This is a genomic window from Methanobacterium bryantii (assembly GCF_002287175.1).
Lineage (GTDB): Archaea > Methanobacteriota > Methanobacteria > Methanobacteriales > Methanobacteriaceae > Methanobacterium_D > Methanobacterium_D bryantii.
The window spans coordinates 1-22,762 of sequence record NZ_LMVM01000007.1; the positions used below are offsets into that span (position 1 = coordinate 1).

The 22,762-nt window shown below is 32.9% G+C and carries 31 protein-coding genes; 25 read left to right on the forward strand and 6 right to left on the reverse strand.

From position 1 onward, the window contains the following. Positions 1 to 862: 862 nt before the first annotated feature. From ASJ80_RS05090 to ASJ80_RS05195, 22 genes are all read left to right on the forward strand, one after another. The gene (locus ASJ80_RS05090) at positions 863 to 1,213 is read left to right on the forward strand and encodes an energy-converting hydrogenase A subunit A EhaA (protein ID WP_338036862.1); all 351 of its coding nucleotides are present in this window, start codon (positions 863 to 865) and stop codon (positions 1,211 to 1,213) included. Next, complete coding sequence (locus tag ASJ80_RS05095) at positions 1,206 to 1,709, forward strand: hypothetical protein (RefSeq protein ID WP_083241029.1); 504 nt, start codon at positions 1,206 to 1,208, stop codon at positions 1,707 to 1,709. Before ASJ80_RS05090 ends, ASJ80_RS05095 begins: the two co-directional genes overlap by 8 nt. Positions 1,710 to 1,762: 53 nt before the next feature. Further along, a complete protein-coding gene (locus tag ASJ80_RS05100; RefSeq protein WP_069584690.1) occupies positions 1,763 to 2,011 on the forward strand; it encodes a DUF2109 family protein in 249 nt (82 codons plus the stop codon). An 18-nt stretch (positions 2,012 to 2,029) separates the two neighbouring features. Beyond that, on the forward strand, positions 2,030 to 2,317 hold the full coding sequence (locus tag ASJ80_RS05105; protein ID WP_069584692.1) for a DUF2108 domain-containing protein: 288 nt from the start codon (positions 2,030 to 2,032) through the stop codon (positions 2,315 to 2,317). Beyond that, positions 2,310 to 2,570: an EhaE family protein gene (locus ASJ80_RS05110; protein ID WP_069584695.1), complete on the forward strand. Its 261-nt coding sequence runs from the start codon at positions 2,310 to 2,312 to the stop codon at positions 2,568 to 2,570. The genes ASJ80_RS05105 and ASJ80_RS05110 overlap by 8 nt, the downstream gene beginning before the upstream one ends. Beyond that, on the forward strand, positions 2,567 to 3,079 hold the full coding sequence (locus tag ASJ80_RS05115; protein ID WP_069584697.1) for an EhaF family protein: 513 nt from the start codon (positions 2,567 to 2,569) through the stop codon (positions 3,077 to 3,079). The genes ASJ80_RS05110 and ASJ80_RS05115 overlap by 4 nt, the downstream gene beginning before the upstream one ends. Then, positions 3,076 to 3,762, forward strand: a complete 687-nt coding sequence (locus ASJ80_RS05120; protein ID WP_048082482.1) for an EhaG family protein — start codon at positions 3,076 to 3,078, stop codon at positions 3,760 to 3,762. The genes ASJ80_RS05115 and ASJ80_RS05120 overlap by 4 nt, the downstream gene beginning before the upstream one ends. 38 nt (positions 3,763 to 3,800) lie before the next feature. Then, positions 3,801 to 4,481 carry a membrane protein gene (locus ASJ80_RS05125; protein WP_048082483.1) on the forward strand — a complete coding sequence of 227 codons (681 nt, stop codon included), beginning with the start codon at positions 3,801 to 3,803 and terminating at the stop codon, positions 4,479 to 4,481. Positions 4,482 to 4,501: 20 nt separating this feature from the next. Continuing rightward, positions 4,502 to 4,717 carry a hypothetical protein gene (locus ASJ80_RS05130; RefSeq protein WP_048082484.1) on the forward strand — a complete coding sequence of 72 codons (216 nt, stop codon included), beginning with the start codon at positions 4,502 to 4,504 and terminating at the stop codon, positions 4,715 to 4,717. A gap of 24 nt (positions 4,718 to 4,741) precedes the next feature. After that, on the forward strand, positions 4,742 to 5,605 hold the full coding sequence (locus ASJ80_RS05135; RefSeq protein ID WP_069584698.1) for a respiratory chain complex I subunit 1 family protein: 864 nt from the start codon (positions 4,742 to 4,744) through the stop codon (positions 5,603 to 5,605). A gap of 37 nt (positions 5,606 to 5,642) precedes the next feature. After that, positions 5,643 to 5,900 carry a hydrogenase gene (locus tag ASJ80_RS05140; protein ID WP_245837465.1) on the forward strand — a complete coding sequence of 86 codons (258 nt, stop codon included), beginning with the start codon at positions 5,643 to 5,645 and terminating at the stop codon, positions 5,898 to 5,900. Between the two features lie 11 nt (positions 5,901 to 5,911). Further along, the gene (locus tag ASJ80_RS05145; protein WP_069584700.1) at positions 5,912 to 6,235 is read left to right on the forward strand and encodes an energy-converting hydrogenase subunit EhaL family protein; all 324 of its coding nucleotides are present in this window, start codon (positions 5,912 to 5,914) and stop codon (positions 6,233 to 6,235) included. After that, positions 6,232 to 6,630 carry a DUF1959 family protein gene (locus tag ASJ80_RS05150; RefSeq protein ID WP_069584703.1) on the forward strand — a complete coding sequence of 133 codons (399 nt, stop codon included), beginning with the start codon at positions 6,232 to 6,234 and terminating at the stop codon, positions 6,628 to 6,630. Before ASJ80_RS05145 ends, ASJ80_RS05150 begins: the two co-directional genes overlap by 4 nt. A 4-nt stretch (positions 6,631 to 6,634) precedes the next feature. Then, the gene (locus tag ASJ80_RS05155; RefSeq protein ID WP_048082488.1) at positions 6,635 to 7,084 is read left to right on the forward strand and encodes an NADH-quinone oxidoreductase subunit B family protein; all 450 of its coding nucleotides are present in this window, start codon (positions 6,635 to 6,637) and stop codon (positions 7,082 to 7,084) included. After that, on the forward strand, positions 7,081 to 8,226 hold the full coding sequence (locus ASJ80_RS05160) for a hydrogenase large subunit (protein ID WP_069584705.1): 1,146 nt from the start codon (positions 7,081 to 7,083) through the stop codon (positions 8,224 to 8,226). Before ASJ80_RS05155 ends, ASJ80_RS05160 begins: the two co-directional genes overlap by 4 nt. A 111-nt stretch (positions 8,227 to 8,337) precedes the next feature. After that, complete coding sequence (locus ASJ80_RS05165; RefSeq protein WP_069584707.1) at positions 8,338 to 9,375, forward strand: 4Fe-4S binding protein; 1,038 nt, start codon at positions 8,338 to 8,340, stop codon at positions 9,373 to 9,375. Positions 9,376 to 9,433: 58 nt separating this feature from the next. Then, positions 9,434 to 10,729 (forward strand): 4Fe-4S binding protein, encoded by a 1,296-nt coding sequence (locus tag ASJ80_RS05170; RefSeq protein WP_245837466.1) that lies wholly within the window; start codon positions 9,434 to 9,436, stop codon positions 10,727 to 10,729. 201 nt (positions 10,730 to 10,930) lie between these two features. Next, entirely contained in the window at positions 10,931 to 11,956 is a 1,026-nt protein-coding gene (locus ASJ80_RS05175; protein WP_069584711.1) for a hypothetical protein, read from the forward strand. A 27-nt stretch (positions 11,957 to 11,983) separates the two neighbouring features. Beyond that, a complete protein-coding gene (locus ASJ80_RS05180) occupies positions 11,984 to 12,862 on the forward strand; it encodes a formylmethanofuran--tetrahydromethanopterin N-formyltransferase (protein WP_069584713.1) in 879 nt (292 codons plus the stop codon). Between the two features lie 21 nt (positions 12,863 to 12,883). Continuing rightward, positions 12,884 to 13,813 (forward strand): carbohydrate kinase family protein, encoded by a 930-nt coding sequence (locus ASJ80_RS05185; RefSeq protein ID WP_069584715.1) that lies wholly within the window; start codon positions 12,884 to 12,886, stop codon positions 13,811 to 13,813. Between the two features lie 28 nt (positions 13,814 to 13,841). Next, on the forward strand, positions 13,842 to 14,597 hold the full coding sequence (locus ASJ80_RS05190; protein WP_069584717.1) for a 4Fe-4S binding protein: 756 nt from the start codon (positions 13,842 to 13,844) through the stop codon (positions 14,595 to 14,597). Then, positions 14,587 to 15,222, forward strand: a complete 636-nt coding sequence (locus ASJ80_RS05195; RefSeq protein ID WP_069584719.1) for a CBS domain-containing protein — start codon at positions 14,587 to 14,589, stop codon at positions 15,220 to 15,222. The genes ASJ80_RS05190 and ASJ80_RS05195 overlap by 11 nt, the downstream gene beginning before the upstream one ends. 161 nt (positions 15,223 to 15,383) lie before the next feature. On the opposite strand, the gene ASJ80_RS05200 is transcribed toward ASJ80_RS05195, so the two are convergent. The 5 genes from ASJ80_RS05200 to ASJ80_RS05220 form a co-directional block, all read right to left on the reverse strand. Further along, a complete protein-coding gene (locus ASJ80_RS05200) occupies positions 15,384 to 15,644 on the reverse strand; it encodes a hypothetical protein (RefSeq protein WP_069584721.1) in 261 nt (86 codons plus the stop codon). 1,039 nt (positions 15,645 to 16,683) lie between these two features. Beyond that, a complete protein-coding gene (locus ASJ80_RS05205; RefSeq protein ID WP_069584723.1) occupies positions 16,684 to 16,914 on the reverse strand; it encodes a hypothetical protein in 231 nt (76 codons plus the stop codon). A gap of 886 nt (positions 16,915 to 17,800) precedes the next feature. Next, on the reverse strand, positions 17,801 to 18,151 hold the full coding sequence (locus ASJ80_RS05210) for a hypothetical protein (RefSeq protein ID WP_069584725.1): 351 nt from the start codon (positions 18,149 to 18,151) through the stop codon (positions 17,801 to 17,803). 362 nt (positions 18,152 to 18,513) lie between these two features. Then, positions 18,514 to 18,864 (reverse strand): hypothetical protein, encoded by a 351-nt coding sequence (locus ASJ80_RS05215; protein WP_069584727.1) that lies wholly within the window; start codon positions 18,862 to 18,864, stop codon positions 18,514 to 18,516. A 318-nt stretch (positions 18,865 to 19,182) separates the two neighbouring features. Next, positions 19,183 to 19,707, reverse strand: coding sequence for a hypothetical protein (locus ASJ80_RS05220; RefSeq protein WP_143747719.1), 525 nt, complete (start codon positions 19,705 to 19,707; stop codon positions 19,183 to 19,185). 64 nt (positions 19,708 to 19,771) lie between these two features. Here ASJ80_RS05220 and ASJ80_RS05225 point away from each other — a divergent pair, with 64 nt between their 5' ends. The 3 genes from ASJ80_RS05225 to ASJ80_RS16935 all read left to right on the forward strand — a co-directional run bounded on the left by ASJ80_RS05225 (position 19,772) and on the right by ASJ80_RS16935 (position 22,024). Continuing rightward, a complete protein-coding gene (locus ASJ80_RS05225) occupies positions 19,772 to 20,926 on the forward strand; it encodes a tyrosine-type recombinase/integrase (protein WP_069584731.1) in 1,155 nt (384 codons plus the stop codon). Positions 20,927 to 21,002: 76 nt separating this feature from the next. Then, positions 21,003 to 21,710 (forward strand): hypothetical protein, encoded by a 708-nt coding sequence (locus ASJ80_RS05230; protein ID WP_069584733.1) that lies wholly within the window; start codon positions 21,003 to 21,005, stop codon positions 21,708 to 21,710. A 137-nt stretch (positions 21,711 to 21,847) separates the two neighbouring features. Then, positions 21,848 to 22,024, forward strand: coding sequence for a hypothetical protein (locus ASJ80_RS16935; RefSeq protein WP_176720297.1), 177 nt, complete (start codon positions 21,848 to 21,850; stop codon positions 22,022 to 22,024). A 400-nt stretch (positions 22,025 to 22,424) separates the two neighbouring features. On the opposite strand, the gene ASJ80_RS05235 is transcribed toward ASJ80_RS16935, so the two are convergent. Then, positions 22,425 to 22,706: a hypothetical protein gene (locus ASJ80_RS05235; protein WP_069584735.1), complete on the reverse strand. Its 282-nt coding sequence runs from the start codon at positions 22,704 to 22,706 to the stop codon at positions 22,425 to 22,427. Positions 22,707 to 22,762: the final 56 nt, after the last annotated feature.

Here is a 22,762-nt window from a genome sequence, read left to right on the forward strand (position 1 = left end):
CCTTCGGTTTTTTGAGAGATTTTTACATGTCCATGACCCTGTGCATGAGTTATACTATTATGTTAAATTGTAATTTTTAATTGATTATATGGGATTTATCTTAAAAAAATACGATTTATTTAACCAGACACACGAGTGAAGCGATATTATTTACACAACATTCGGGCATGAGCGATTTTTAATTTATAGTAGTGTTAGTACCATTATTTCAAATATTTCTGGTAAGATGATCTGAATCTATTGAATTAATAATTTTGATTTAAGTAGAAATTCCATGTCTTTAATATTGAAAAATGGAAAACCCGTATGATTTATATGGGGGTTTCCCGTTAATCTTACGAATTCGTGATTTCAAAAACATTTATATGGGATAAAAACATAAGTTGGTTTGTCGGAACTATGTTTCCTTATTCCGGTATGACGAACAACCATCGAAAAATTCACAAAAAGCAAAAAAAAGACAGAAATTATCTTACTTCGGGATTAAAACACAACCATTGAATGATAAATTAAGACTATAGGGACTATATGTGGATGATGTTGGGAATACTTCTTTAAATGTATATTTAAATTAAATAAACATTGTTTATTTGGATAATGGGGATATATTCAATTAAAATTAATTTGTTATGGTTAAATGATCCAATTAATGTTTTTATATCTAATGGAAAATGTGGCAAATTTGTGAATATGCTAATTTAAAATGATTTTACATCATATTGCCAATGTAAAATTATTAATAAGTTCTATAGAAGAGGTATAATTTGTAAAAGCATTGATTAACGAATTTAAGGTATGATTGTATTGTGTTGAAAGAAATCATTGTCATCATACGCTCTAATAAAAATGGGAAGGACTGAAAGTGAAAACATTTATATATTTAGTTGATCATCTTTTTATCATGATTATTCATGTTGATATTGTAACGGTGTTAAGTTATGTTCTCGCAGTAATATCTGCAATTATTGTAGGATTTATACTTAGACTTCCTTTACTTCCTGAAAGGCCAATGAGGGATTCATGGACAATAAGTATAATTTTTCCAACTATCATAATTGCACTGGGATTATCTGCAATGGTTTTTGAGCTGGGATGGAATGGAATGATAGTAGGAATTGTCATAGGAGTACTATCTGCATTAATTTCCAAATATTTACTTGAAAAAATTCTCCCACCACATACAGACCTGATTGGGGGTGAATCTGGTGAATGAGATAATAGGAATTATAATAGCAGCAGTTCTATGCTGGTTTAATTTTGTACTTATAGATACCTGGATGGGCCTTCCTGAAAAACCCGGTGTCAAAGGTGCAGGTGTTATTGGAAGAGATGTAAAAAAAAGAGGTGGAGATCTATCTGGTGGATTCTTCCAAGGAAATATTGTATGCTCTCCTGATGCATCAGCAGGTACACTGTTAAGTGCTATAGCATGTTACCTTATAGGTATTCCTGCAGGTGGATTTGTCGCAGCTTTACTTGTATTTATTGGTAACAGACTCTGTGCAGACCCTGGATACGCGGGTACAACTGGCGCAATTACTATAATGATTATAATGGCTTTAGCTTCATTTATTGGTATCCCTCCAGAGCAATTTATTATAGGTATGTTACTTGCAATTGTTACAATACAAGGACTAGATCACCCAAGAGCATCTAAATTACTTGGTAAAATTGCTAAAAAAATGGGAAGATATACAAACTTAACTTAAAACATCAAACTATAAAATAAATAAACTACAATATATTAAAAAGGTAGATAAAGATGCTAATAGAGATTGCAGGGATTATAATTGTATTTATGGCTTTAAGAACTCTAATTGCCCGAGATAGAAGTGAAAGAATGCTCTATCTAAATGCAATGAGTTTTGGTATATCTGCACTTATTGCCCTTTATATACAGACTCCATTTGGAGCTATAATTGCAATAACTTATTTTGTAGCTTCTACTATAAGTTCGAATGCAATTGCATATTCTATTGGAAGAATACAAGAGGAAATTACTGTTAAATAATTTAAAATCGGTGGAATAATGGCTATCGTAGATTTCATAAATATATCAACAGTATCGGCTGCCGTAGCTTTGATTGGGTCAGCTGGTATAATATTACTCCCAAAGCCTGTTGATAAAGTGATAATGTTTACTCTGCTTCAGGGAGGTTTTATAGGGATGATAGTGGCAGCGAAATACTTGGATGTTGCAGTAGCTGTTGCATTATTCGATCCAATTTCAACAGTTATCCTTTTAATTGGTATTATAAAACTCAATGATGTAAGACGAAAAAAACTAGAAGCCCAGGAGGAATTGAACATTGCTTGATATTTACATATGGTTTTATACAGGCTGTGCATTGGTAATACTGGGCAGTATTGCAACAGTTATTGGTCCTGGGGTTAAAGACCCAATAGTAAGGACATTAAATACAGAAGTAGCTGCAGTAGGAGTTTCAATGATACTTTTAACTTACAATCATACTATAGCACTTCTTACATTTGTTGCAGCAACTGTTATAATGACTATGATTCTTTTGAGGGCGATTGTAAGGCTTGAAGAAATGGGGGCTAAGGTATGAGAAGCATAGGAAGGCTTTTAAATGATCTTGCAAACCCTGATAATATTCCGAGGTTTTTTTCATTAGTGCTGGGAATTGTGCTTATAGTAGGTTTTGTAATGCCATTTGCATTAAATGACCATCAAATTTATCCAAGGCCTGAACCTCAAAGCCAGATTAATTCAGGTGATCCACTGGCACCTTATGACCGTGGCGGTACTGTAATTGCAGATTGGGGCCTTAATGGTAACTTCCTTTTACAGCCAGGTATTGTTAAATCGCAATACCCTCAATTTTCAGTAAACTCAGGTAAAGTAACAGGATACCTGTCTCCAATGGCATTATCAGTTAAAAATACAACATCATACTTTGGTACTTCAATTTATTCCTCTCCTGGTGGATTAATTGATGAAATACTTTACTACTCAAGGGGTTTCGATACAATTCTTGAGTCCAGTATCTTGATGATGGCATTTGTAGTTGCTTCGTTTATAGCACTTCAATTTACAATGAGGAGGGAAGAAGAATGACCGGTGCTGAAGTTTTAGTTCCAAGTGTTGTTTCCCCTTTGGTAGTTTCACTTTACCAACCTGCCATACTGGTTGGTTTATTAACCGGTTTTATAGGCCTTCTTGGAATAGCCTTTAAAAAAGGTGATTTAACTGCCCTTATACTTACAGACATCGTAGGATTTGCAATGTTAATTATAGTTGCAGCAGTTGCAACTGATCTGGCAGAAGCACTTATACTTCCAGGGCTGGTAGTTGAACTTGCTGAAATCCTTGCGATTTCAGAAGTCCTTATGAGCAGAGAAATGAGAAAAACAGGAAAAAGTGTTGATTTGATTCCACTTCCACTTTCACTGGATATGGAAATTTTAGAAACTGCACCTGCTTTCCTTGCAATAATACTTATAGCTTATGGGGCATTTCTAAGTGGATTTACTGGTGGAGCTGTTGCAGGAACCGGAATATTGTTTTACGTCCTTTCCAGAACAATTAGGGGAGTCCCTTCATCTATATGGGAAGGAGTTGCAGGAATATCTGGAGTTGCATGGGTACTCTGGTTAATAGGTTTCCTCATGTTCTTTGTTACCCCTCAATACTGGTTACTCGCTCTATTCCTGTCAGCATTTGGAGTGTTGATAAAGGTAGCATCTAAAGTTGGACTTATAGGTGTTTTGGGTAGAGAAGAATTTAAGAGAGAAAAATAATTATGATTCATACTTAAAATGATTTGGAGCAAATAAAAATGGATATAGCAACATTAGGTGGGCAATTATTTGGTTACATACCTTTAGGAGATATTGTGCTTTACTTTACCCCATTTAATCTGTTCCTATTTGGTGGAGCACTCCTGTTTACATTTCTTATAGCTGTAAGTAATACAGAGACCCAGGTAGAAGCTAGATTTGGTTCTCTTGAAGATAGGGAAGTAAAAGTAGATAAAGATGAATTTAAAGTAAGGAGATTTCTTGCAATAATATGTGGTCTTGCAACTGCAGGTGCCATGATAACAGGAGACCTTTTCAACTTTACATTATTCGTTGCATTAATTGGTATAGTAAATATTGGATTGGTAGGTGCTGTTAAAATGGTGGATGTTTTAGATTCAGCATTCCAGTACGGTATAATTGCCATGATTGCATCCCTTCCTTTATTTGGAGGAGCAGCAACAATTCTAGCTGCAACAGGCACTTTAAGTTTGATAGAAATTTCTCACTTGAGTTTGGTGACACCAATGGTGCAATTTGCATCGGTACTGCTCTTGATGGGTATTGCTGGTGAGACTGGTATAGCTCCATTTTATGCAACAAAAGCTGAAATGTTTAGAACTCCCGGTTCACCGTTTTTAGTTATAATACATTTAAGTTCATTACTTGTAATTGTAAGGGCAATTGAAATATTGCTGCTTATCAACAAACCATTTTAAAAGATTTATCAGGTGAAATAATGAATAAAATGAGTATAATAAGCTCAATAGTATTAATAATTTCTGTAGGGAGTATAATATATGCATTGATATTTAATCCTGCAGATTGGATAGTCTATGGAATTTCAATTATATTTATCCCATTGGGCGTACTCTCATTTGGACTAATAATCATGGCAAAAGCCAGAGAAGAAGAGAAAGAAGATAGAAGGAAGGAACCCTTCATCGGATATTAATAATCAATTTCAATCGGTGATCAGATGAATTTAATGGCAAATATCCTACTAAACGTCCTTATTGCATTCTTAATTGGAAGTTTGCTTCTAGGATTATACAGGAAAGTGGTGGCTAGAGTACAGACTAGGCCTGGCCCTCCAATAATCCAGTACCTTTTACATTTACTTAAATTTTATATTAAAGAATCATCATTTACTAAAACGGCCGCAATGCCTTTTTATCTTGGAATAGCTAGTATTATGATGGTTATATGGATAACTGCAGTAATAGTGGGGCCAGTGGTTCAAGGATCGCTTTTAATCATATTTGCCGTATATGCTCTTCATAAAATAGTGGAACACAATGCCGGATCCTCTTCAGGCTCGCCGTATGGTAAATTAAGCTGTGTTAGGGCAGTATATTCAGCAGCAGCAGAAGTGCCTCTCTTCTCGGTCCTTGTTATTATTTATCTTAAAACAGGATCTATGGGAATTGCAGATATAATAAATTATCAGGCTGTTCACGGACCTTTGCTTTACAGTATACCTCTAGCAGCAGCAATGTTTTTCGTGCTTATAGTATCAAAAGCGCAATATACTCCATTTTCAATAACTAAAGGAAAAGATATAGTATCAGGATATGAAACTGAACACTATGGATTACTACGTGGATATCTAATGATATCTGAGGCTCTTATGTGGTATATGTTACTATGGGTATTTTTAATAGTATTCTTTGGAGTATTAAGTCCTTTATGGCTTATAATAGGAATGGTAATAATGACAGTAGGAATAGCGTTTATAAGTGCTACTACACCACTTTTAAATCCTAACCACTCTGTAGTACTGCAGATAATATTTGCAGCAATAGGAATTATAGGTTCAATATTACTCATGAATGTGATTTAGTTAATAAATAAAATATTTTCATAGGAGAATAAAAAAAATGATGAAAGAACAGGATACGCTCTTCTTAATGGCTCTTGTTGGAGTGGGGGCCATAATAATGAGTACACTTGCTGTATTTGAACAGTGGGTTATCGTAGCGCCTTTAACAATTGCTGTAGTCATTCTGGCATTTCTTCTTCTATACCAGAATAGACACAAATTTGCTCATCTTGCAGAGTCTATTGAAAAAGGAGCTTTTATTGTAGCCCTTATATTGTTTATATTATCATTTATATACCTTTATAAACCTGCCTGACTGGTGATATCATGGATTTAATAATTTATCTTGCATATATACTTTCATTTGTAATTGGGATGATTATAGGGCTTTTACTTAGTTATAAAAAGTATACTGAACCTTTCGTTAGCAAAAATATTGATCTGGTGGCCCTTGTAATTTCAATTATAGGATGGATATTGTTCTTAAATAGTCAATTTATTACGCTAATTCCACAATATATTTCGATTACAGTAGGTCTGTTCTTTGTGGCTACTGTACTTGGAATGAGACCTGGATATGGAAGATATGAATTAGCAATTGGATTTATAGTATCGGGCCTAATTTGGCTTGTAGGGATGGTTCTTTTATGAATAGTGATATAAAAGAAAAAAGTGAATCATTAATGGAACTGATGAAAGGGAGAATATTAAACAGTTACAAATGGCAGGAAGATATAATAAAGCCATTTTCAAAGGAAATGGGTATTACTCCCAAAGAATTAGAAAAAATTTTAATGAGGCGATTAGACATGTCAAGCCTTGAAGCTTTACATCCGCGCTTTGAATCGTCTAGATATAGTTGTATACTTAATAAAATACATTCAGACCTGCAAATTTGCTGGCTTTCTGATGTAATGGAGATCATATCAAAGGAAGACGCTGATGCAATAAAAGATAAAATTGCAAAAGAAGTTATTAATGGTAAATCTTATGAAGATGCCATAGTTGATGGTAAAAAAGAATTGATTGAATATCTTATGAGGTAAAGAAATGTTAGATGCGCTTAAAGATATCGTAAGGAAAAGCTCTATTCATGCCTGTCTTATAAATACTGGGGGATGTAATGGGTGTGATATTGAAGTAGTTGCCCTTTTATCTCCTCGCTATGATTTAGAACAGTATGGGATTTATTTCCATAATAATCCAAGAGAAGCTGATGTAATTTTAGTTACAGGACCAGTAGCGGAGCAGTGGAAAGAAAATCTACAAAGACTTTATGCTAAAGCTCCAAACCCTAAGATAGTGGTTGCAATTGGAGCATGCCCACTTTCAGGAAACGTTTATAATCAGGAAGGTAGTGCAATATACCCTCCGCTTCACGATTTTATTCCAGTGGATGCATCAGTTCCAGGATGCCCACCAAGACCAACAGAAATATTAAAGGCCCTTCTGGCAGTTGGTCCCGATGCAATAGCAGCCAAAGGGAGGCAAAGTAAATGATAGTTCCTATAGGACCACTTCACCCTGCACTTAAAGAACCTCTGCGTTTAAAACTCCACACAAAAGGAGAACGGGTTATAGGTGCTGAAATAGACTACGGTTATGTTTACAGAGGTATTGAAAAGATAATGGAAGGAAAAACCTGGCAAAAATGTGTTTATTTATCAGAAAGGGTTTGTGGAATATGTTCATATGTACATACAATGACATTCACTGAAACATTTGAAAAAATTGCAGGTGAAGAACCGCCACTGCGTGCCCAATTTTTAAGGGTTATTGCCAATGAACTGGACAGAATACAGAGCCATTTACTGGCAAATTCAACATATTTTAATACAATTGAACATGAAACATTATTTATGTACATGCTGTCCATGAGAGAACTGATTATGGATGCTATTGAACTTTTAGCAGGTAATCGTGTCCATATGGCATGGAATGTAGTTGGTGGAGTAAGGTTAGATGTCAAAGAAGTCCATCTAAAAAGTATTCTGGATCTTTTAGATAAGTTTGAGTCACAATATGCTAAGTATCCTCAAATGTTTGAACATGGTCCTTTATTAGGTCTCCGATCAAGGGATGTTGGCGTTATTTCTAAAGAAGATTCACTTAAAGCCAGAACAGTAGGACCAATTGGCAGGGCATCATCTATAAAAGTTGACTGGAGAACAGATAAACCTGTATACAAAGACCATTTAGATTTCAATGTTGTCTGGCGTGATGAAGGAGATAATTTCGCAAGAAACATGAACAGATTTGATGAAGTTACAGAATCATTACGGCTTATACGACTGGCTATAGAGAACCTGCCTGAAGGTAAAGTACGAAAAAAAATAGACATACCTGCAGGATATGCTGATAACAGGAACGAGGCTCCAAGGGGCGAAGTGGCATACATGATAGAAACTAATGGTAATCTAATAAAGAACATTTCCATAAGGACTCCAAGTATAATGAACATCGATGCATGCGCTAGATACATGCTTAAAGATGTTGCAACAGTTGCAGACGCTGTTGCGACTTATGCAAGTGTAGATCCATGTGTCGCATGTACAGAAAGAGTTACGGTAATAAATGAAGAATCAGGTAAAGTTACAGAATTTGATGGAATACAGAATGTTAATTCAATTAAGTTGAAGTGATAGTGTTTGATCAACCTTTAAGAAAGGTTGATTCGGAATGTTAATTCAATTAAGTTGAAGTAATTAATCGATGTTAATTCACAATTAATTTAAAATAAAAGATGGTGTTTTATGTCTTCAGTAATATGGTATTTATACGAATTTGCAAGAAAAGGATGGGTTGAAAACTTTGTAGGGGCTGCAACAAACAGGGAAACTGTGGAAACACCTGATAGGTTTAGAGACTTTCCTGAAGTTATAAGGGAATTGTGTATTGCCTGCGGGGCATGTACGGCAGCATGTCCATCTCCAGCTGCTATAAAACTTGTAAGAACAAAAGACAAGGATGAAGAGAATGGGGAAGGTATAACCTATCCTGTTATAAATACAGACGCGTGTATTAGATGTGGTTTCTGTGCAGAAGTATGTCCCACAGATCCTAAAACACTCAGAACTGGTGAAAGTCATTTAATCCGTGAAGAATTCACAATACTGCCTGCAGAGAAGATGTTTGTTATTGATGATTATCTCTGCATCAGGTGCAAAAAGTGTATGAAAGCCTGCAAAGTTGAAGGTGCCATTATTGAAGAAGACAATAAGATCATGATAGATCAATCCAAATGTGTAGCATGTGGCGACTGTGCCAAAACATGCCCAGTAAAAGGTTCCATTAAGGGGATATACATTTCTGATGTTGAAGGTCAAAAAGATGTAATTAATATGGTGGTACAGACCCTTGAAAATTTAATAGAGTCTAAACAGGATGAACTTAAAGATCTTCCAGCTGAAAAAGCAGTGACCTTTGAGGTTCCATTTGAGGATATTCTGGAAAAAGCTCGTGAAATAATGCCTGATGAAGAGCGTATAAGGGATCTGGTTGAGAAAGTGACTGATAGATTAAAACTTAGAGTCATTACCTGGGACGATTCAAAATGTAAACAATGTAAGCTATGTATTGATGAATGTCCTACTGGTGCTATAACTTATGATAAAGAAAAAGGTGTTGTTAGAGATTCTGATAAATGTCTGAGATGCACCACATGTTATCAAACATGTCCATTTGGTGTTGCAGGCTTTTATGTTGCAAGATTTTTACTTACGCAGAGTGAAGTGAAAGGTGATGAAATCCTTGTAACTGTAAAACCAGCATTATTACCCGTGGGGGAATGATAAAATTCCTGAAACTAAAACTGATAGAAAACCTTCTAAACCACTTCGTGAGGTGGAAGTGGCCTATGAAATAGATTCATCTAAATGTGAACAATGTGTAGATAAGCCATGCCTTCAAGCCTGTCCTGTAGAGGCAGTTCATGAAGTACCTCCAGATAAACACATAGAAATTGATGATAAATGTTTTGGATGTGTACTTTGTAGAGAAGCATGTCCATTTGATGCTATAAAGATGGAAACTACATTAGCAGATGCTGTAAGAGAAAATGTTCCTAACATTAACCCTAAATTATGCAGGAGATGTGGAGCATGTGTAAATGCATGCAGAACTGGAGCAATTCAGCTTATATCTTCAGGTAGAGAAGAAGCTCACAGCGTAATTGATGAAGAAAAATGCGTTAAGTGTGGTTACTGTTCCAGAGTATGCCCTACAGAAGCCATAAAATATGGTGAAATTTTACCAAGGTCTGTAGCAGGTGGAAAAGGAGTAGTTGTAAATGAAAAGCAGTGTATTGGATGTATGACATGTACAAGGGTTTGTCCGTCTAAAGGAGCTATAAATGTAGGTAAAATAAGTAAATTACCTTATATAAATCCTGCATATTGTGCAAGATGTGAAGAGTGTATGGATGTATGCCCGTCAACTGCAATTAGGTATTCTTCAAGAAAAAAGGCTTACGAAAAATTCGGTAAAATCAAAACAATGGAAATAGTTTCTGAACTTCTTGAAAAAGAAACAGCTAAACTTGCAAGGGATGCAGGTAAAGTAGATACTATCTTAAATAAAATTTCAAGGGATGTCAGCTTTGAACATACTGAAGATGAATTTGAAATTGATATAACCGATAAGTTAAAGGATGAAATCAGTGCTGCTATGGATGGTGCCCTCGAAATTGAGGATATAAAGGATGTAATTGAAAGCACAGTTCCAAAAAGGAATATAGCAGTGGTTGAAGAAAGCTGTATAGGATGTGGAGCGTGTATTGGTGTCTGTCCAGTTGAAGCAATGGAGCTTGAAATGCCTTCACCGGTTCATGTTGGTGAAGAGTGTATTTACTGTGGAAAATGTGTTGAAACATGTCCATTTGGGTCTATAGTTCTTAAAGAAGAATATTTTGATGCCCATGATAATAAAATATTCTTTGTTCGAAAGAATTTAGAAGGTCCAAGAACTGGAGAGATATCTATTGATAGTGAAACATGCCAGCTGTGTGGCGTATGTGTTAATAAGTGTCCTAAAGATGCAATGAGTATCAAAGAGGGTAAAGTAGTAGTAGATACTGAAAAATGTATAGTATGTGACACATGTGAAGTGACATGTCCGGTAGGTGCTGTAAAATTAAAAGCACCTTAATTCATATTATTTAAGGTTCGGTAGTTTGCAAAATTCCATTTTGCAGGTTTATAAAGCTATATTTTGTGATATTATCACAATTTGTCAAAGTTTAAGATTTTTAACAGTAAAAAGATGGTTTTTGTAGGATTTGATTGTGATGCCCACAAAAACTTTGAAAGGTTTTTGGAGGGTTTAATTTTTTTAAGTGGAGGTTGAAAATTGGGCAGGAAAGTTTTTATTTCTGATTGTGAAGGCCCTATATCTATAAATGATAATGCATTTGAACTTGCAGGTATTTTTATCGAAGATGGGGAAAAATTTTTCACTATACTCAGTAAATATGATGATATTCTGGTTGATGAAGTTAAAAGAGAGGGGTATCATGCTGGAGGAACTTTAAAATTAATTGTTCCTTTCTTAAAAGCATATGGTGCTACCAATCGTAGTATAATAGATTTTTCCAGGGAAAATGTACTTCTCCTTCCTGGTGCAAATGATACAATGCAATTTATAGATAGTATAATGCCTTCTTTTATTGTAAGTACGAGCTATGAACAGTATATTCAAGCTCTTTGTGATGTCATTAAATTCCCTTTTGAAAATACGTATTCAACTAACCTTGATATGGATGCATATTCAATTAATGAAGAAGATAAAGAAAAACTAATGGAATTTAGAAACACTGTAATGGAAAATCCAGACTTTGAAGTAATTGATAAAATATTTTGGGATGATATTCCTGAGATGGAAATCAGTAAAATCACAGAAAAAATAAAGCCTGTTGGTGGAGAAGGTAAAAAAGAAGCTGTTATGGATATTTTAGACAGGTTTAGCTTTGAAAATTCGGATGTTATGTATGTTGGGGACAGTATAACTGATGTTGAGCCTTTAAGATTTGCAAAAGAGCATGGAGGACTTGCAATTTCATTTAATGGGAATGAATATGCTATAAAAGAAGCAGAAATTGCAATAATGGCTGACAACACTATTATAACATCAGTCATTGCTGATTTATTTAATAGATTTGGAAAAGATGAAGTTATTAATTTCATTAAGTCATATATGGATAATACTGAAGATGCCATTAATAGTTATCCTGTAAATAAAAAACTTAAAGAAGCAATAAAACAGGTAAATCTCCCCAAAATCGCGATTGTAACAAGTGAAAATTTTGAAGCACTCGTTGATGAAAGTAAGACATTTAGAAGATTGGTTAGGGGAGAATTGATAGGTGCATTAGGATAATGTATCAAATATTATTGAGTTGATAAAATGAACATGGAAAATACTTACTGTGAAGCATTTGATGGAATCTGCTGCAGGGTAATTGTAACAGCAGACAATAATGAAATCCTTCAAAGAGCAGCTTATGATGCAACAGCAACTCCTGGAACTGTTATTGGACGTGTTGAAGGAGGCATTGAAAGTTGGCTAAATGGTGATGAGACTCCTGATGGGAGAAAAGGAGCAGTGCTTCAGATATGGTACCCAAAAGAGGATATAAAGAAATTCGAAGTGGAATTATCATATAGAATAAGGCAGGATATACTTGTAAAACCTTTTACCGCACTTTTTGATGCTTCAAAGAATCCTGCTGGAAAAATGGATATGATGAGGGATGTAGGTCACTGCGGTGATGGTTATGAGTGGGAAGAAGAAAATTACGGGCGTAAAATGATAGTTGTGCCTATAGCTATCCCTGATTTCCAGATAGAACGTGATGTAGGGTACATGCGCGGAATTATGGGTGCAAATTTTTGGTATATGTGCAGTACTAAGGAAGCTGTAATGGAAGCTGGAAGGGAAGCATTGAATGCTATAGGTGAAGTTAAAGGCGCTATAACTCCTTTTGATATTTGTTCAGCGGCTTCTAAACCTGAAACAAATTATCCATGGATAGGACCAACAACAAATCATCCTTACTGCCCTTCACTTAAAAAAACTCTTGAAGAAGAATCAATGGTTCCTAATAATGTTAAATATATACCTGAAATCGTGATTAATGGTTTAAATATGGATATAACAAAGAAAGCTATGAAAGCAGGAATTGAAGCAGTAATGGATATTGATGGTGTTGTAAGTGTCTCTTCAGGAAATTATGGCGGTCAGTTAGGAGATCATAAGATATATTTAAATGAATTGTTTGAATAAATTTAAGCTAAGGAGAATTTAATGAAGAAGTTTGATGTAGTGGGATTTGGCGCATTAAATGTTGATAAACTTTATAATGTGAATAAAATAACCTGCGAAGATGAAGAATCTTATATAACTGATTTCAACAGATCATGTGGTGGATCTGCTGCAAATACAGTTATAGGACTTTCAAAATTAGGCATGAAAACGGGATTTATAGGTAAAGTTTCTAAAGATTATGATGGAAAACTTTTACTTGAAAACCTCCAAAAAGAGGGTGTAGATACTGAAGGTATTATTATTTCAGAGGGTAGAAGTGGTAATGTTCTCGGATTTGTGGATAATGAGGGGCAAAGAGCGCTGTATGTAGATCCGGGGGTCAATGATTTAATTAAGCCTGATGAAGTTAAATTAGATTATTTGGAAAATTGCAGGATATTACATCTTGCATCCTTTGTAGGTGAATCTTTTAAGGCTCAAGAAAGTATTATAAGTGAAATCTCCGAAGATATTATTGTAAGTCTAGATCCCGGAAGAATATATGCTGAAAGGGGCATTAACTATCTTAAAAATATTTTAAATAGAACAGATATTATTCTTACTAATGAAGAAGAATTAAAGTATTTAACTGGTAATAAATATAAAACATTTAAGGATGGAGCTGAAGTTTTACTGGAGTCCAGTATAAATATTGTAGTAGTTAAAAGAGGAGATAAAAGTACTTATATTACAAATGGTGATGAAAGCTATTTCATAGAGCCATTTGATGTTAAGTGTATTGATACAACAGGTGCAGGGGATGCATTTAACGCAGGATTTTTATATGGGTTTCTTAATAATAAGAACATTGAAGAATCAGGTAAATTAGGGAATTTTATTGCTTCATGTTGTATAAGGGAATCTGGGGCAATTAAAGGATTGCCAAAAATATCTGAATTGGATAAATTTGATAAAATAATTAACATATAAATTTCATCTACCTACCAAAGGTGTAATTATGGACATAACATTTAAAAAGGACAAGAATGTGCTAAAAGACGAAGTCATCCATAAGGCTATGGATCTAGAAGAAATTAAACCAGAGATTGAAAAATATAGGCTGAAGAGGAAATGTATAACTATTTCTCCAGAGTGTATAAGGTGCAACTTGTGCACTGAAGAATGCCCTGTAAGTGCTATATCTGAAGCAAAAGCAACTAAACCTGCTAAAGTACTTGATAACTGCGTAAACTGTGAAATATGCGCCCAAACTTGTCCTGTAAAGAGTATACATGTTATAGAAAGTACATCTGATGTTGAGGATGAAGAAGTAAAATACCGTCTTAAAGAATTGAAGGTACCTCATAGAACCCTTAAAATGAAAAATATTGAAGTAGCTGAAGATAAATGTATTTCCTGTGGAACTTGCGCTAAATTCTGTCCTACAGGTGCAGTAAATGCTGAAGAGGGAAAACCAACTGTAATAGATAAATCAGCATGTGTCGGGTGTGGAGCGTGTGTTAACGTATGTCCAGAAAATGCGATAAAGCTTGAAAGGGAATTAGGGCCGGTACTAAAAACAAAAGAACTCTCAATTGATAGAGAAGCGTGTGTTTCCTGTCAAGTATGTGAAGAGAATTGCCCTGTAGGTGCTATTAAACTTGAAGATGGCGAATTAGTATTTTCTGAAGATAAATGTATTTTATGTGAAGTGTGTTCTAGTAAATGTCCAGTGAGCGCATTAAAACTTGAGAGGTTGTCCAATGAAAGTTAAAGAAATTATGGATAAGGAATATATATACGTATCTCCGGATCAAGACGTAGTTGAAGTATCATTACTAATGGAAAAGACAAAGAAATTTACAACACCAGTTGTGGATAGTGAAAAGAGGTTAATTGGCTGGATAACTTCTCTTGAAATTACAAAGGGATTTAGAGAAGGTAAAAAGAAAGTGTTTGATGTCATGCGTTCTAAAGAGGAAATTGTTAATGTCCATGAGAATGATCCAGCAAGGTTAGCTGTTTTAGAAACTACAAAGCATAAAGTAATAAGTATACCAGTTTTAAATGATGATGATGTTGTAGTTGGCGTTGTAAGGACATTTGATATAGTAGAAACGCTTTCACGGCTCTATGAAATTAAAGTTTATAAAATATTTGAAGCTATGGCAGATGAACTTAAAGGAGTAAGCTGGGATGAACTCATGGAAGCATCTGCAATAGTTACCAGAAGGAGAACAGGCCAAAGAATTACACCACAAGAGTATGAGAAAAATATTAGAGATGCTACCTTTGGTGAGGCTATTTGGGCAACTGGTGGCCTTGAAAAATTCTTTGTTGGTTTAATTGCTATTGGTGAGCTTGTAATTGCAAGAAAAGTTGCAAGAGCAAGACAATAATTTTTTTATTTTTAATTTCAATATTTTCCTTTTTTAGATATATCATTTAATTAGGATTAGTGTCCACTTATTTTTTAAATTTTAATAAAAATTGAAAAAAAGAGTTTTAAATATTATTAAAAGGAGGGTTAAAAGTTCCTCCTATTGGTTTAAGAGTAAATTTACACCATTTTTGATGATTTAGTTATATTATCTGCAGCAATGATGATGGTGTTTATGATGTTTGTGCCATTTGTACCATTTATACCATTTATACCATTTATACCATTTGTACCATTTATTCCACTTGTGGAATTTATTCCATTTATTCCATTTATTCCACTTGTGGAATTTATTCCATTTATTCCATTTATATCCATATCCGTAGTTAGTTCCGATTTGTCCATGGTTTGTGTTTCCATAGTTAGTTCCGATTTGTCCATGATTTGGCCCGTTATTGTTTGGTGCGGCTGTTACTACTCCAGAAAGACCTACTGCTATCATAAGAGCAAATAGGAGTATTCCTAATTGTTTTTTCATATTTTCACCTCCACATATACATTTGTAATACAAAATTTTATATTTGTACTAAATAACTATATGGCCATTTAGTAATAAAAATGTTACTATTATTATTACTACCTATTAGTTTTACTATCAAAAAATGTAATTAAATGAAGTTGTAATGATGTATAGTTTCTCGAGAAAATTAAAAATAAATAAGAAGGGCGAAATTTGCCTGAAATCTTATTTATTATATGGCTATAATAATGAATTAATAGGACATAAAATAGTTAATATTTGAATTTAAGCATAGACTTTGTTTAAATTCTTTTTAATACACAAAAAATATATTATTTGAATTAATTTAGGTAATTGACTGTTTTTTATTATTGAATTAAAATTAAAATGAAGAGAGCAAAAAAAATATTTTATTTAACTGTTAAGTTATGCAAGATTTAAGATTTTAATTTTCCTTTCAATTAAAATAAGTTGAATATATATGGTGAATGACATGTGAAAATTCTATGAATTTTCACTGTTACGGAACTTCGTTCCGTAAACATAACTGTTTAAGCTTATAAATTTTAGAATTAAAATTTTAAATTTGGGCATGTTAACAAATTTCTTATAACAATTTAGTCAAAAATATTTGGTCATTCACTATAAATTTAGAGTTATGGGTCGAACGGAATCATTTGGCGATGAGATGTGCAATATAAGCAAATTGCCAGAAAATTCCGTTGATCTATAAATCAATTTATAATATTCCTGCGTTACTATCTAAATATTATCAAATTTAAGCTTAACTTTCTACACAATCATAAAGTTTGCTAATGTTTAAGTTGATATTTAGGGCTTAAACATGTCAAATAGTAAAAGGAGGATTTAGTCCTCCCTATTTTTTTATACTTTCACTTATAGATTTTGCAATATTATTTGTAATTTTTGATTTATCTAAAGTGAAAGACTTCAAGATGTTTATCTCCACCATCTGTGATGGTGTCTCCACCATGGTCTGTAGTGATGTCTCCACCATGGTCTGTAGTGATGTCTCCACCACCAGGATCCGTGGCCTCCTATCCATTTACCATGTCCACCTTGCCATTTTCCGTGTCCTTGCCATTGTCCTTGATCTACTGCTGCTGCGGCTCCAATGAAGCTCATAGAGACTACAAAAGCCATTATAAGAATAGCTAATTCTTTTTTCACATTTTCACCTCCATACGCATGCATTGACACAAAATTTAAATTTCGTGTCTTGGTGTGAATTATGTTTTTTCAGTAATAAAAATATTGTTAAACTTCCTACTAGTTAAAATTGGACAGTAGATTATCACTTTATTATTGTGGAGAACAAAAATTATAGAAAAAGCGTAAATAATCTTTCAGCATCACCTATTTTAAATCAATATGGGCTTAAAAAACGATTTGAATTACTTGGTTATTACTTATAATATTAAATGGATAACTCATTTCTAACTGAATTTGGCAGTTGATAAAAATTAAGAATTCTTTAACAGTTTAATTATTTTAAAAACTTTTAATCTTAAGAAAAACTGAAAATGGAAAATATTTAAAATTTAATGGGCCAAACGGGATCAGTGGGTAGTTAATAAAGTTGTAATACAAGCTGATTGCACTGAAAAGTCCCGTTTGGTCAATATGTAAATAGTTTAGTCCATATTATGTGTTAATATTCAAAATATTACTAAATTTGGACCGTACATCTATATTACAATATTTATTATGTAATTAATATGATAAAAAATTTATTATTAGCATATGATCTAAAATCACGGAAATAAAATACATGATTTGAAGTTAAATTTTGATATTATTTGAGAGAACAATAAAATTTGAGTTGAATAAGATCAGCTTTAATTTAAAAAATAGTTTTAACTGTTCATTAAACAAAAATTTAAAATGAAATATTTCTATTTTAGAAAAATATTGATTTAAATATCAATTGAAAGTTTAAAACCTGTAGAATCGCCAGTGTAATCAGCTTGTATTATATAATAACCATAATTATAGTACCGCACTGACGATTCATTTTTTAACAGATTTTAACCTTGTCGAAGTTAATTAGCAGTTTTTAGTAGTTTAAGTTTAATGAACGAATAGTTATTGCTCCCACACTGTTTGAATTACTGTTAACTATAACTGGATTAAATGTATTGGTGTTTGATATATTGTAAGTGTTAGTAGATGAGGAACTACTGGTTGCTACGTTGGTGTTGGCGTTTGTTAAATTGTTTGTGTTAGTGATGGTCGAAACTTGTGTTTGTGCTTGTGCCTGGTCCTGAGTTTGGTTTTGAACTGGACTTAATAATGATGCGTTAGGATCTAGTGTTAGGTTTATGTCTATTAGTTGTGCTGATGCTGCTCCAGTCATTCCTACTGCTGCGATGAACGTTAGTAATAAAATTAGCATTGGTCGTTTCAATTTTTCACCTCCTTCTTAGATAATTCATGCATTTTGATTAATGCAAGCCAATTAAATTAGTACAAATTATTGACTTAATATAATCGACTTGATTAATACTATCAACACTATTAGTATGTACTTACAATAATAAAAACTTTACTATTGATAATACATGTATTGATAATTTATCTAAAAAATAATAATTCAAAATAATCCTATTAGGGTTTAAATATAAATTTATTGAACAAAAATAAAAAAAATGTAATTAAATTAATTGATAGATGGGAATCATCAGTTCAATCAGCTTGTACTATATAACAACTATAATTAGTTACCCCTACTGATGATTCTATTCTATCAACTGGTTACTTGTCAAAATTTTAGAAGTTGAGATTATATGAACTGAGATTTATAGTGCCTACACTGTTTGAGTTACTGAAAATCATAACTGGATTAAATGTGTTGTTGTTTGATATAATATTAGTATTGGTAGATGAAGAAGTACTGGTTGCTACGTTGGTGTTGGCGTTTGTTAAATTGTTTGTGTTAGTGATGGTCGAAACTTGTGTTTGTGCTTGTGCCTGGTCCTGAGTTTGGTTTTGGGTTGGATCTAATAAAGAGGCATTAGGACCTAGTGTTAGGTTTATGTCTATTAGTTGTGCTGATGCTGCTCCAGTCATTCCTACTGCTGCGATGAACGTTAGTAATAAAATTAGCATTGGTCGTTTCAATTTTTCACCTCCTTCTTAAATTATTCGTGCATTTTGATTAATGCAAGCCAATTAAATTAGTACAAATTATTGACTTAATTTAACTGACCTGATTAATACAATCAGCATTATTAGTATGTTAAAATAGTAATAAAAACTTTTCTATAAGTCATACTAATATTACATAATTCATATTAAAACAGATTTTAAAAATAATCTTATTCGATTTGACTAGAAATTTAAAATCTATTTAAAAATTAAATCTTGAAAATAAGGTTCTAAAATCTTATTGGAAGTTATTTCATAAAAAGTAAATAATTCATAATCGGGAAGTCCCGATTATGAACTATATCTGCTTGCGAGTAATCCACCAAGTACCCCAACTATTCCCATTAATAGGGAAGTGACATTAAGTCCTGATTCTTGCATGCCAACGCCACTTGGATTTGTGCTACTACTTTTATTTGGTGTTGAAGCCATGAGTTCAGGTACATTACCTGTTCCATAGGCACCGTCAAATGGCACGTATCTTAGTCCTTCTGCTTTTAGTTGTGCGTTTATGTTAGATGAACAGACGCTTATATCACCTATCCTATTTTCAGAAGTCAGGTATATAAATGGATTGAAAGTATTTGTGTTTATAATGCTTATGTTATTTATTGCATTAGCAGTGCTGGTAGCTGTATTATTGTTAGAATTGTTCAGGGTATTGTTATTGGCTGAACTTTGAGTTTGGGTTTCCGCTTGTGCTTGGTCTTGAGTTTGGTTTTGAGAAGGATCCAGTACTGATGCGCCGCTACCTACTGTTATGTTTTGAGCAGCAGTACTTCCTATCCCAACACCTGCAATCACAACAAGTGACAAGAATATTATCAATATCAAACTCAAAAACGAACAGGATATATATAATAAAAGTTAATAGAAATATATGCAAAGAGCGGATTTAAAAAACACAATAGATCAGATCAAAAGAGAAGAAGTAGTGCAAAAATGGTTAAAGGGACTAAAAGAAAGCACTAAAAAACCTTATTTAACTGCCCTAGCTGACTTTTGTGTTGTAACAAATAAAAATCCAACAACACTGCTAAATATCACCTATCAAGAACAGGAAAACCGTATCCCTCCTTGGGAATTACAAATAGACCAATGGTTTATAGCATATAAGGACTACTGTTATGAAAGGAATTATTCAAAACAAACCTGTCAGGGGCGTAGAGCGATAGTAAGCAGCTTTTTTCACATGTTTAAAATAAATACTCCAACTAACTTAGTCAGACGAGAAAAAGACAAATTAATTGTTAAAAATGAACGTAAAGGTTTAACTAAACAAAACATAATTGATGCTATAAATGCTGCGAAATCATTCAAATTAAAGGCACTTGTTTTAACACAAGCTACTTCTGGTATGGCTCAAATTGATGTACTTAAATTAACCATAAAACAGTTTGAAAATGGATTGATTGATATAGGGAATGGCTGTAAAATTTGTAAAATCAGCATGAGAAGAACAAAAACTAATCAGGAACATATCACTTTTATAGGATTTGAAGCTGTTGAGTTAATACAGAAATATCTTCAACATGAAAGAGGAGAATATGATCCAGAATGGGCTTTATTTTCAGCTAAAAAAGGGATAAAAAAAGCTTTTACAGCAAATGGATATAATTCCGCTATTAAACGTTTAAATAAGCGTTTGGGATGGGAAAATAAAAAATGGTTGTTTGGTAAATTAACTACTCATATGTTCCGTAAGTTCTTTGAAACTCAACTAACTGATTCCGGCATGGTTGATGAGCATTTACGTCATTTTATGGGCTGGAAACCTAAGGATCCTTTAAAACAAAAATATTATCTTGCTAACTCGGAGGAGCTTCAAAAAAGTTATATCCAGCATTTAGGTTATTTATGCTTAAATGATGTTGAGACATTGACTATTGAAAGCAAGGAATACAAAGAATTAAAAGAAAAGTATGAAAAAGATGCTAAAGCAAGAGATGAAGAACTTGAAGAGTTAAAAGAGCAAAATGAACTGACAAGAAAATTAGTTGAAGATTTGATTAGAGAAATGAAAAGTAATGAATAATTTATGGGCCCATAAGTATGACCCTTTTGTGTAGCCTAATGTTAAACAAAGAATATAACAGGAGGTGAACAAGATAGTGAAATCAAAGGTCAAAAAACAGCCCATGTTTGCAGTGAGAATCAAGACAGATAAACCAAAGACAGACTGGAGCAAATTTGTTAAAGCAAAAAAGAAAGATGAATATGTTACATCTGGATCTTTACTTGAACGGGCAGTATATGAATTTATGGAACGTGAAGGATGGGATATTGAAACTCAACAATTCATAGATTTTAATGATGATGACATAGACGAATTGAATCTAAAACACATGCACACACACATCGATCCAACATCAATTGAGGAAACTGTTGATCTTGCAGAAAAAATAATTCCTGAGATCCAAGAAAGTAAACAGGAACAGTCTAATAAAGACAATGAAACTAAAATTAATGCAGCAAATGAAAATACTGAACAAACAAAGTTTATAAAAGTTAAATCTTCATTAACTGAAGATTTATTTACTTATGCTTTTTGTAAACTTTGTGGGGAATTAACTGAAGTACATTACGATCATATAGAGCAATTATCATTACCTTTTTTCAAAACTAAAGATAATAGGGCAGTTATAAATAAATCGAATATACTTATTGGAAATCAGTGTGTGGTCAGAAAATTTAATGATAAGAAATGGTATAAAGTCTTGCCAGGTGGAATACAAAGATTTACAACGAAAAATATTTATTTAGATGAAATTTTAGAAAAAGAAATTGAATCGGATTTTCTGGAAGCGCTAAGACCATAAAAATCCAGTTAATATTTTCTTTTTTCAAATATTTAAATTTAATCAATAACATCTATGAACTTAATCTGTTTTTATGATAATGCATTTAAGAATATTTAGAATTAAAGGTTTATACTATTAATTAAAGATAAAGATTTATGAGTAAAAAAATGGAAAATGAAGACGTACTAAATTACGTCATAGTTCAATGGGAAGGTAAAAATCCGCCACGAGTAAATGTACCTTCAAGATGGCTTAAAAAGATAAAAGCTAAACGACATGACACGTTTAAAATCAGTTTTGAGCTAATACACAGGCATGAAAGTGAAGAATGATTAAGTAACTTTTAATTAACTTATTTTAGAATATGGCTGATTTTAATTCTTTTTTAGTCCCATAGCTATTATTAAAATAAAATTTAAATATAATGGTGAAGGGTAAAATCAATAAGTTTATTCATCTCCTTTTCATTATCAGTCCCTTTTTACCCTTCATTGTGGTGAAATCACTGTAAAAAAGGCCAAATAGACATCATAATTTAATTTTAGGAATTTTATAAACAAATCAAATTTAATACTTTTCAAGTGTTATAACTTCAACTGAAAATCATTATACTAAGAAAAATGGTAAATCGAAATATATTTGATAAAAATAGTTTTAAATAGGGCTGCATAGTTTTAAGAAGATATGAATGCATGGAATAAAATGATTAGCCGTAATTTCAAAAAAAATAAGTTAGGCGGAGGTTTTTTCTATTTCATTAAAGAAATATATTTCTTCTTCTATAACTCCTCCTTTTTGTGGTATTTTTTTACTTATTCGAGGTTCATAAAACTTTCGGGCACTGTTTAATTCATCCCATTTTAGTAAAATTATAACTAAATTAGGGTCTTCTGTATCACGAAAGATAGTAACACCTTTAGATCCTTTAGATTTTCGATCATCAACGAATTTATCAAACATCGATTTCCATTTGTCATAATTTTCAACTCTAATTTTAACAAGTACATTTGCCATATTTCATCACCTCAAAAAACAAAGTTTTTTGTGATTCAGGAAAATCAGAGATTTTC

Coding starts and splice junctions, on each gene's coding strand:
- ASJ80_RS05100 (WP_069584690.1), top strand. CDS start 1,763: ATGCTAATAGAGATTGCAGGGATTATAATTGTATTTATGGCTTTAAGA.
- ASJ80_RS05105 (WP_069584692.1), top strand. CDS start 2,030: ATGGCTATCGTAGATTTCATAAATATATCAACAGTATCGGCTGCCGTA.
- ASJ80_RS05115 (WP_069584697.1), top strand. CDS start 2,567: ATGAGAAGCATAGGAAGGCTTTTAAATGATCTTGCAAACCCTGATAAT.
- ASJ80_RS05120 (WP_048082482.1), top strand. CDS start 3,076: ATGACCGGTGCTGAAGTTTTAGTTCCAAGTGTTGTTTCCCCTTTGGTA.
- ASJ80_RS05125 (WP_048082483.1), top strand. CDS start 3,801: ATGGATATAGCAACATTAGGTGGGCAATTATTTGGTTACATACCTTTA.
- ASJ80_RS05130 (WP_048082484.1), top strand. CDS start 4,502: ATGAATAAAATGAGTATAATAAGCTCAATAGTATTAATAATTTCTGTA.
- ASJ80_RS05135 (WP_069584698.1), top strand. CDS start 4,742: ATGAATTTAATGGCAAATATCCTACTAAACGTCCTTATTGCATTCTTA.
- ASJ80_RS05140 (WP_245837465.1), top strand. CDS start 5,643: ATGATGAAAGAACAGGATACGCTCTTCTTAATGGCTCTTGTTGGAGTG.
- ASJ80_RS05145 (WP_069584700.1), top strand. CDS start 5,912: ATGGATTTAATAATTTATCTTGCATATATACTTTCATTTGTAATTGGG.
- ASJ80_RS05150 (WP_069584703.1), top strand. CDS start 6,232: ATGAATAGTGATATAAAAGAAAAAAGTGAATCATTAATGGAACTGATG.
- ASJ80_RS05155 (WP_048082488.1), top strand. CDS start 6,635: ATGTTAGATGCGCTTAAAGATATCGTAAGGAAAAGCTCTATTCATGCC.
- ASJ80_RS05160 (WP_069584705.1), top strand. CDS start 7,081: ATGATAGTTCCTATAGGACCACTTCACCCTGCACTTAAAGAACCTCTG.
- ASJ80_RS05165 (WP_069584707.1), top strand. CDS start 8,338: ATGTCTTCAGTAATATGGTATTTATACGAATTTGCAAGAAAAGGATGG.
- ASJ80_RS05180 (WP_069584713.1), top strand. CDS start 11,984: ATGAACATGGAAAATACTTACTGTGAAGCATTTGATGGAATCTGCTGC.
- ASJ80_RS05185 (WP_069584715.1), top strand. CDS start 12,884: ATGAAGAAGTTTGATGTAGTGGGATTTGGCGCATTAAATGTTGATAAA.
- ASJ80_RS05190 (WP_069584717.1), top strand. CDS start 13,842: ATGGACATAACATTTAAAAAGGACAAGAATGTGCTAAAAGACGAAGTC.
- ASJ80_RS05195 (WP_069584719.1), top strand. CDS start 14,587: ATGAAAGTTAAAGAAATTATGGATAAGGAATATATATACGTATCTCCG.
- ASJ80_RS05200 (WP_069584721.1), bottom strand. CDS start 15,644: ATGGACAAATCGGAACTAACTATGGAAACACAAACCATGGACAAATCG.
- ASJ80_RS05225 (WP_069584731.1), top strand. CDS start 19,772: ATGCAAAGAGCGGATTTAAAAAACACAATAGATCAGATCAAAAGAGAA.
- ASJ80_RS16935 (WP_176720297.1), top strand. CDS start 21,848: ATGAGTAAAAAAATGGAAAATGAAGACGTACTAAATTACGTCATAGTT.
- ASJ80_RS05235 (WP_069584735.1), bottom strand. CDS start 22,706: ATGGCAAATGTACTTGTTAAAATTAGAGTTGAAAATTATGACAAATGG.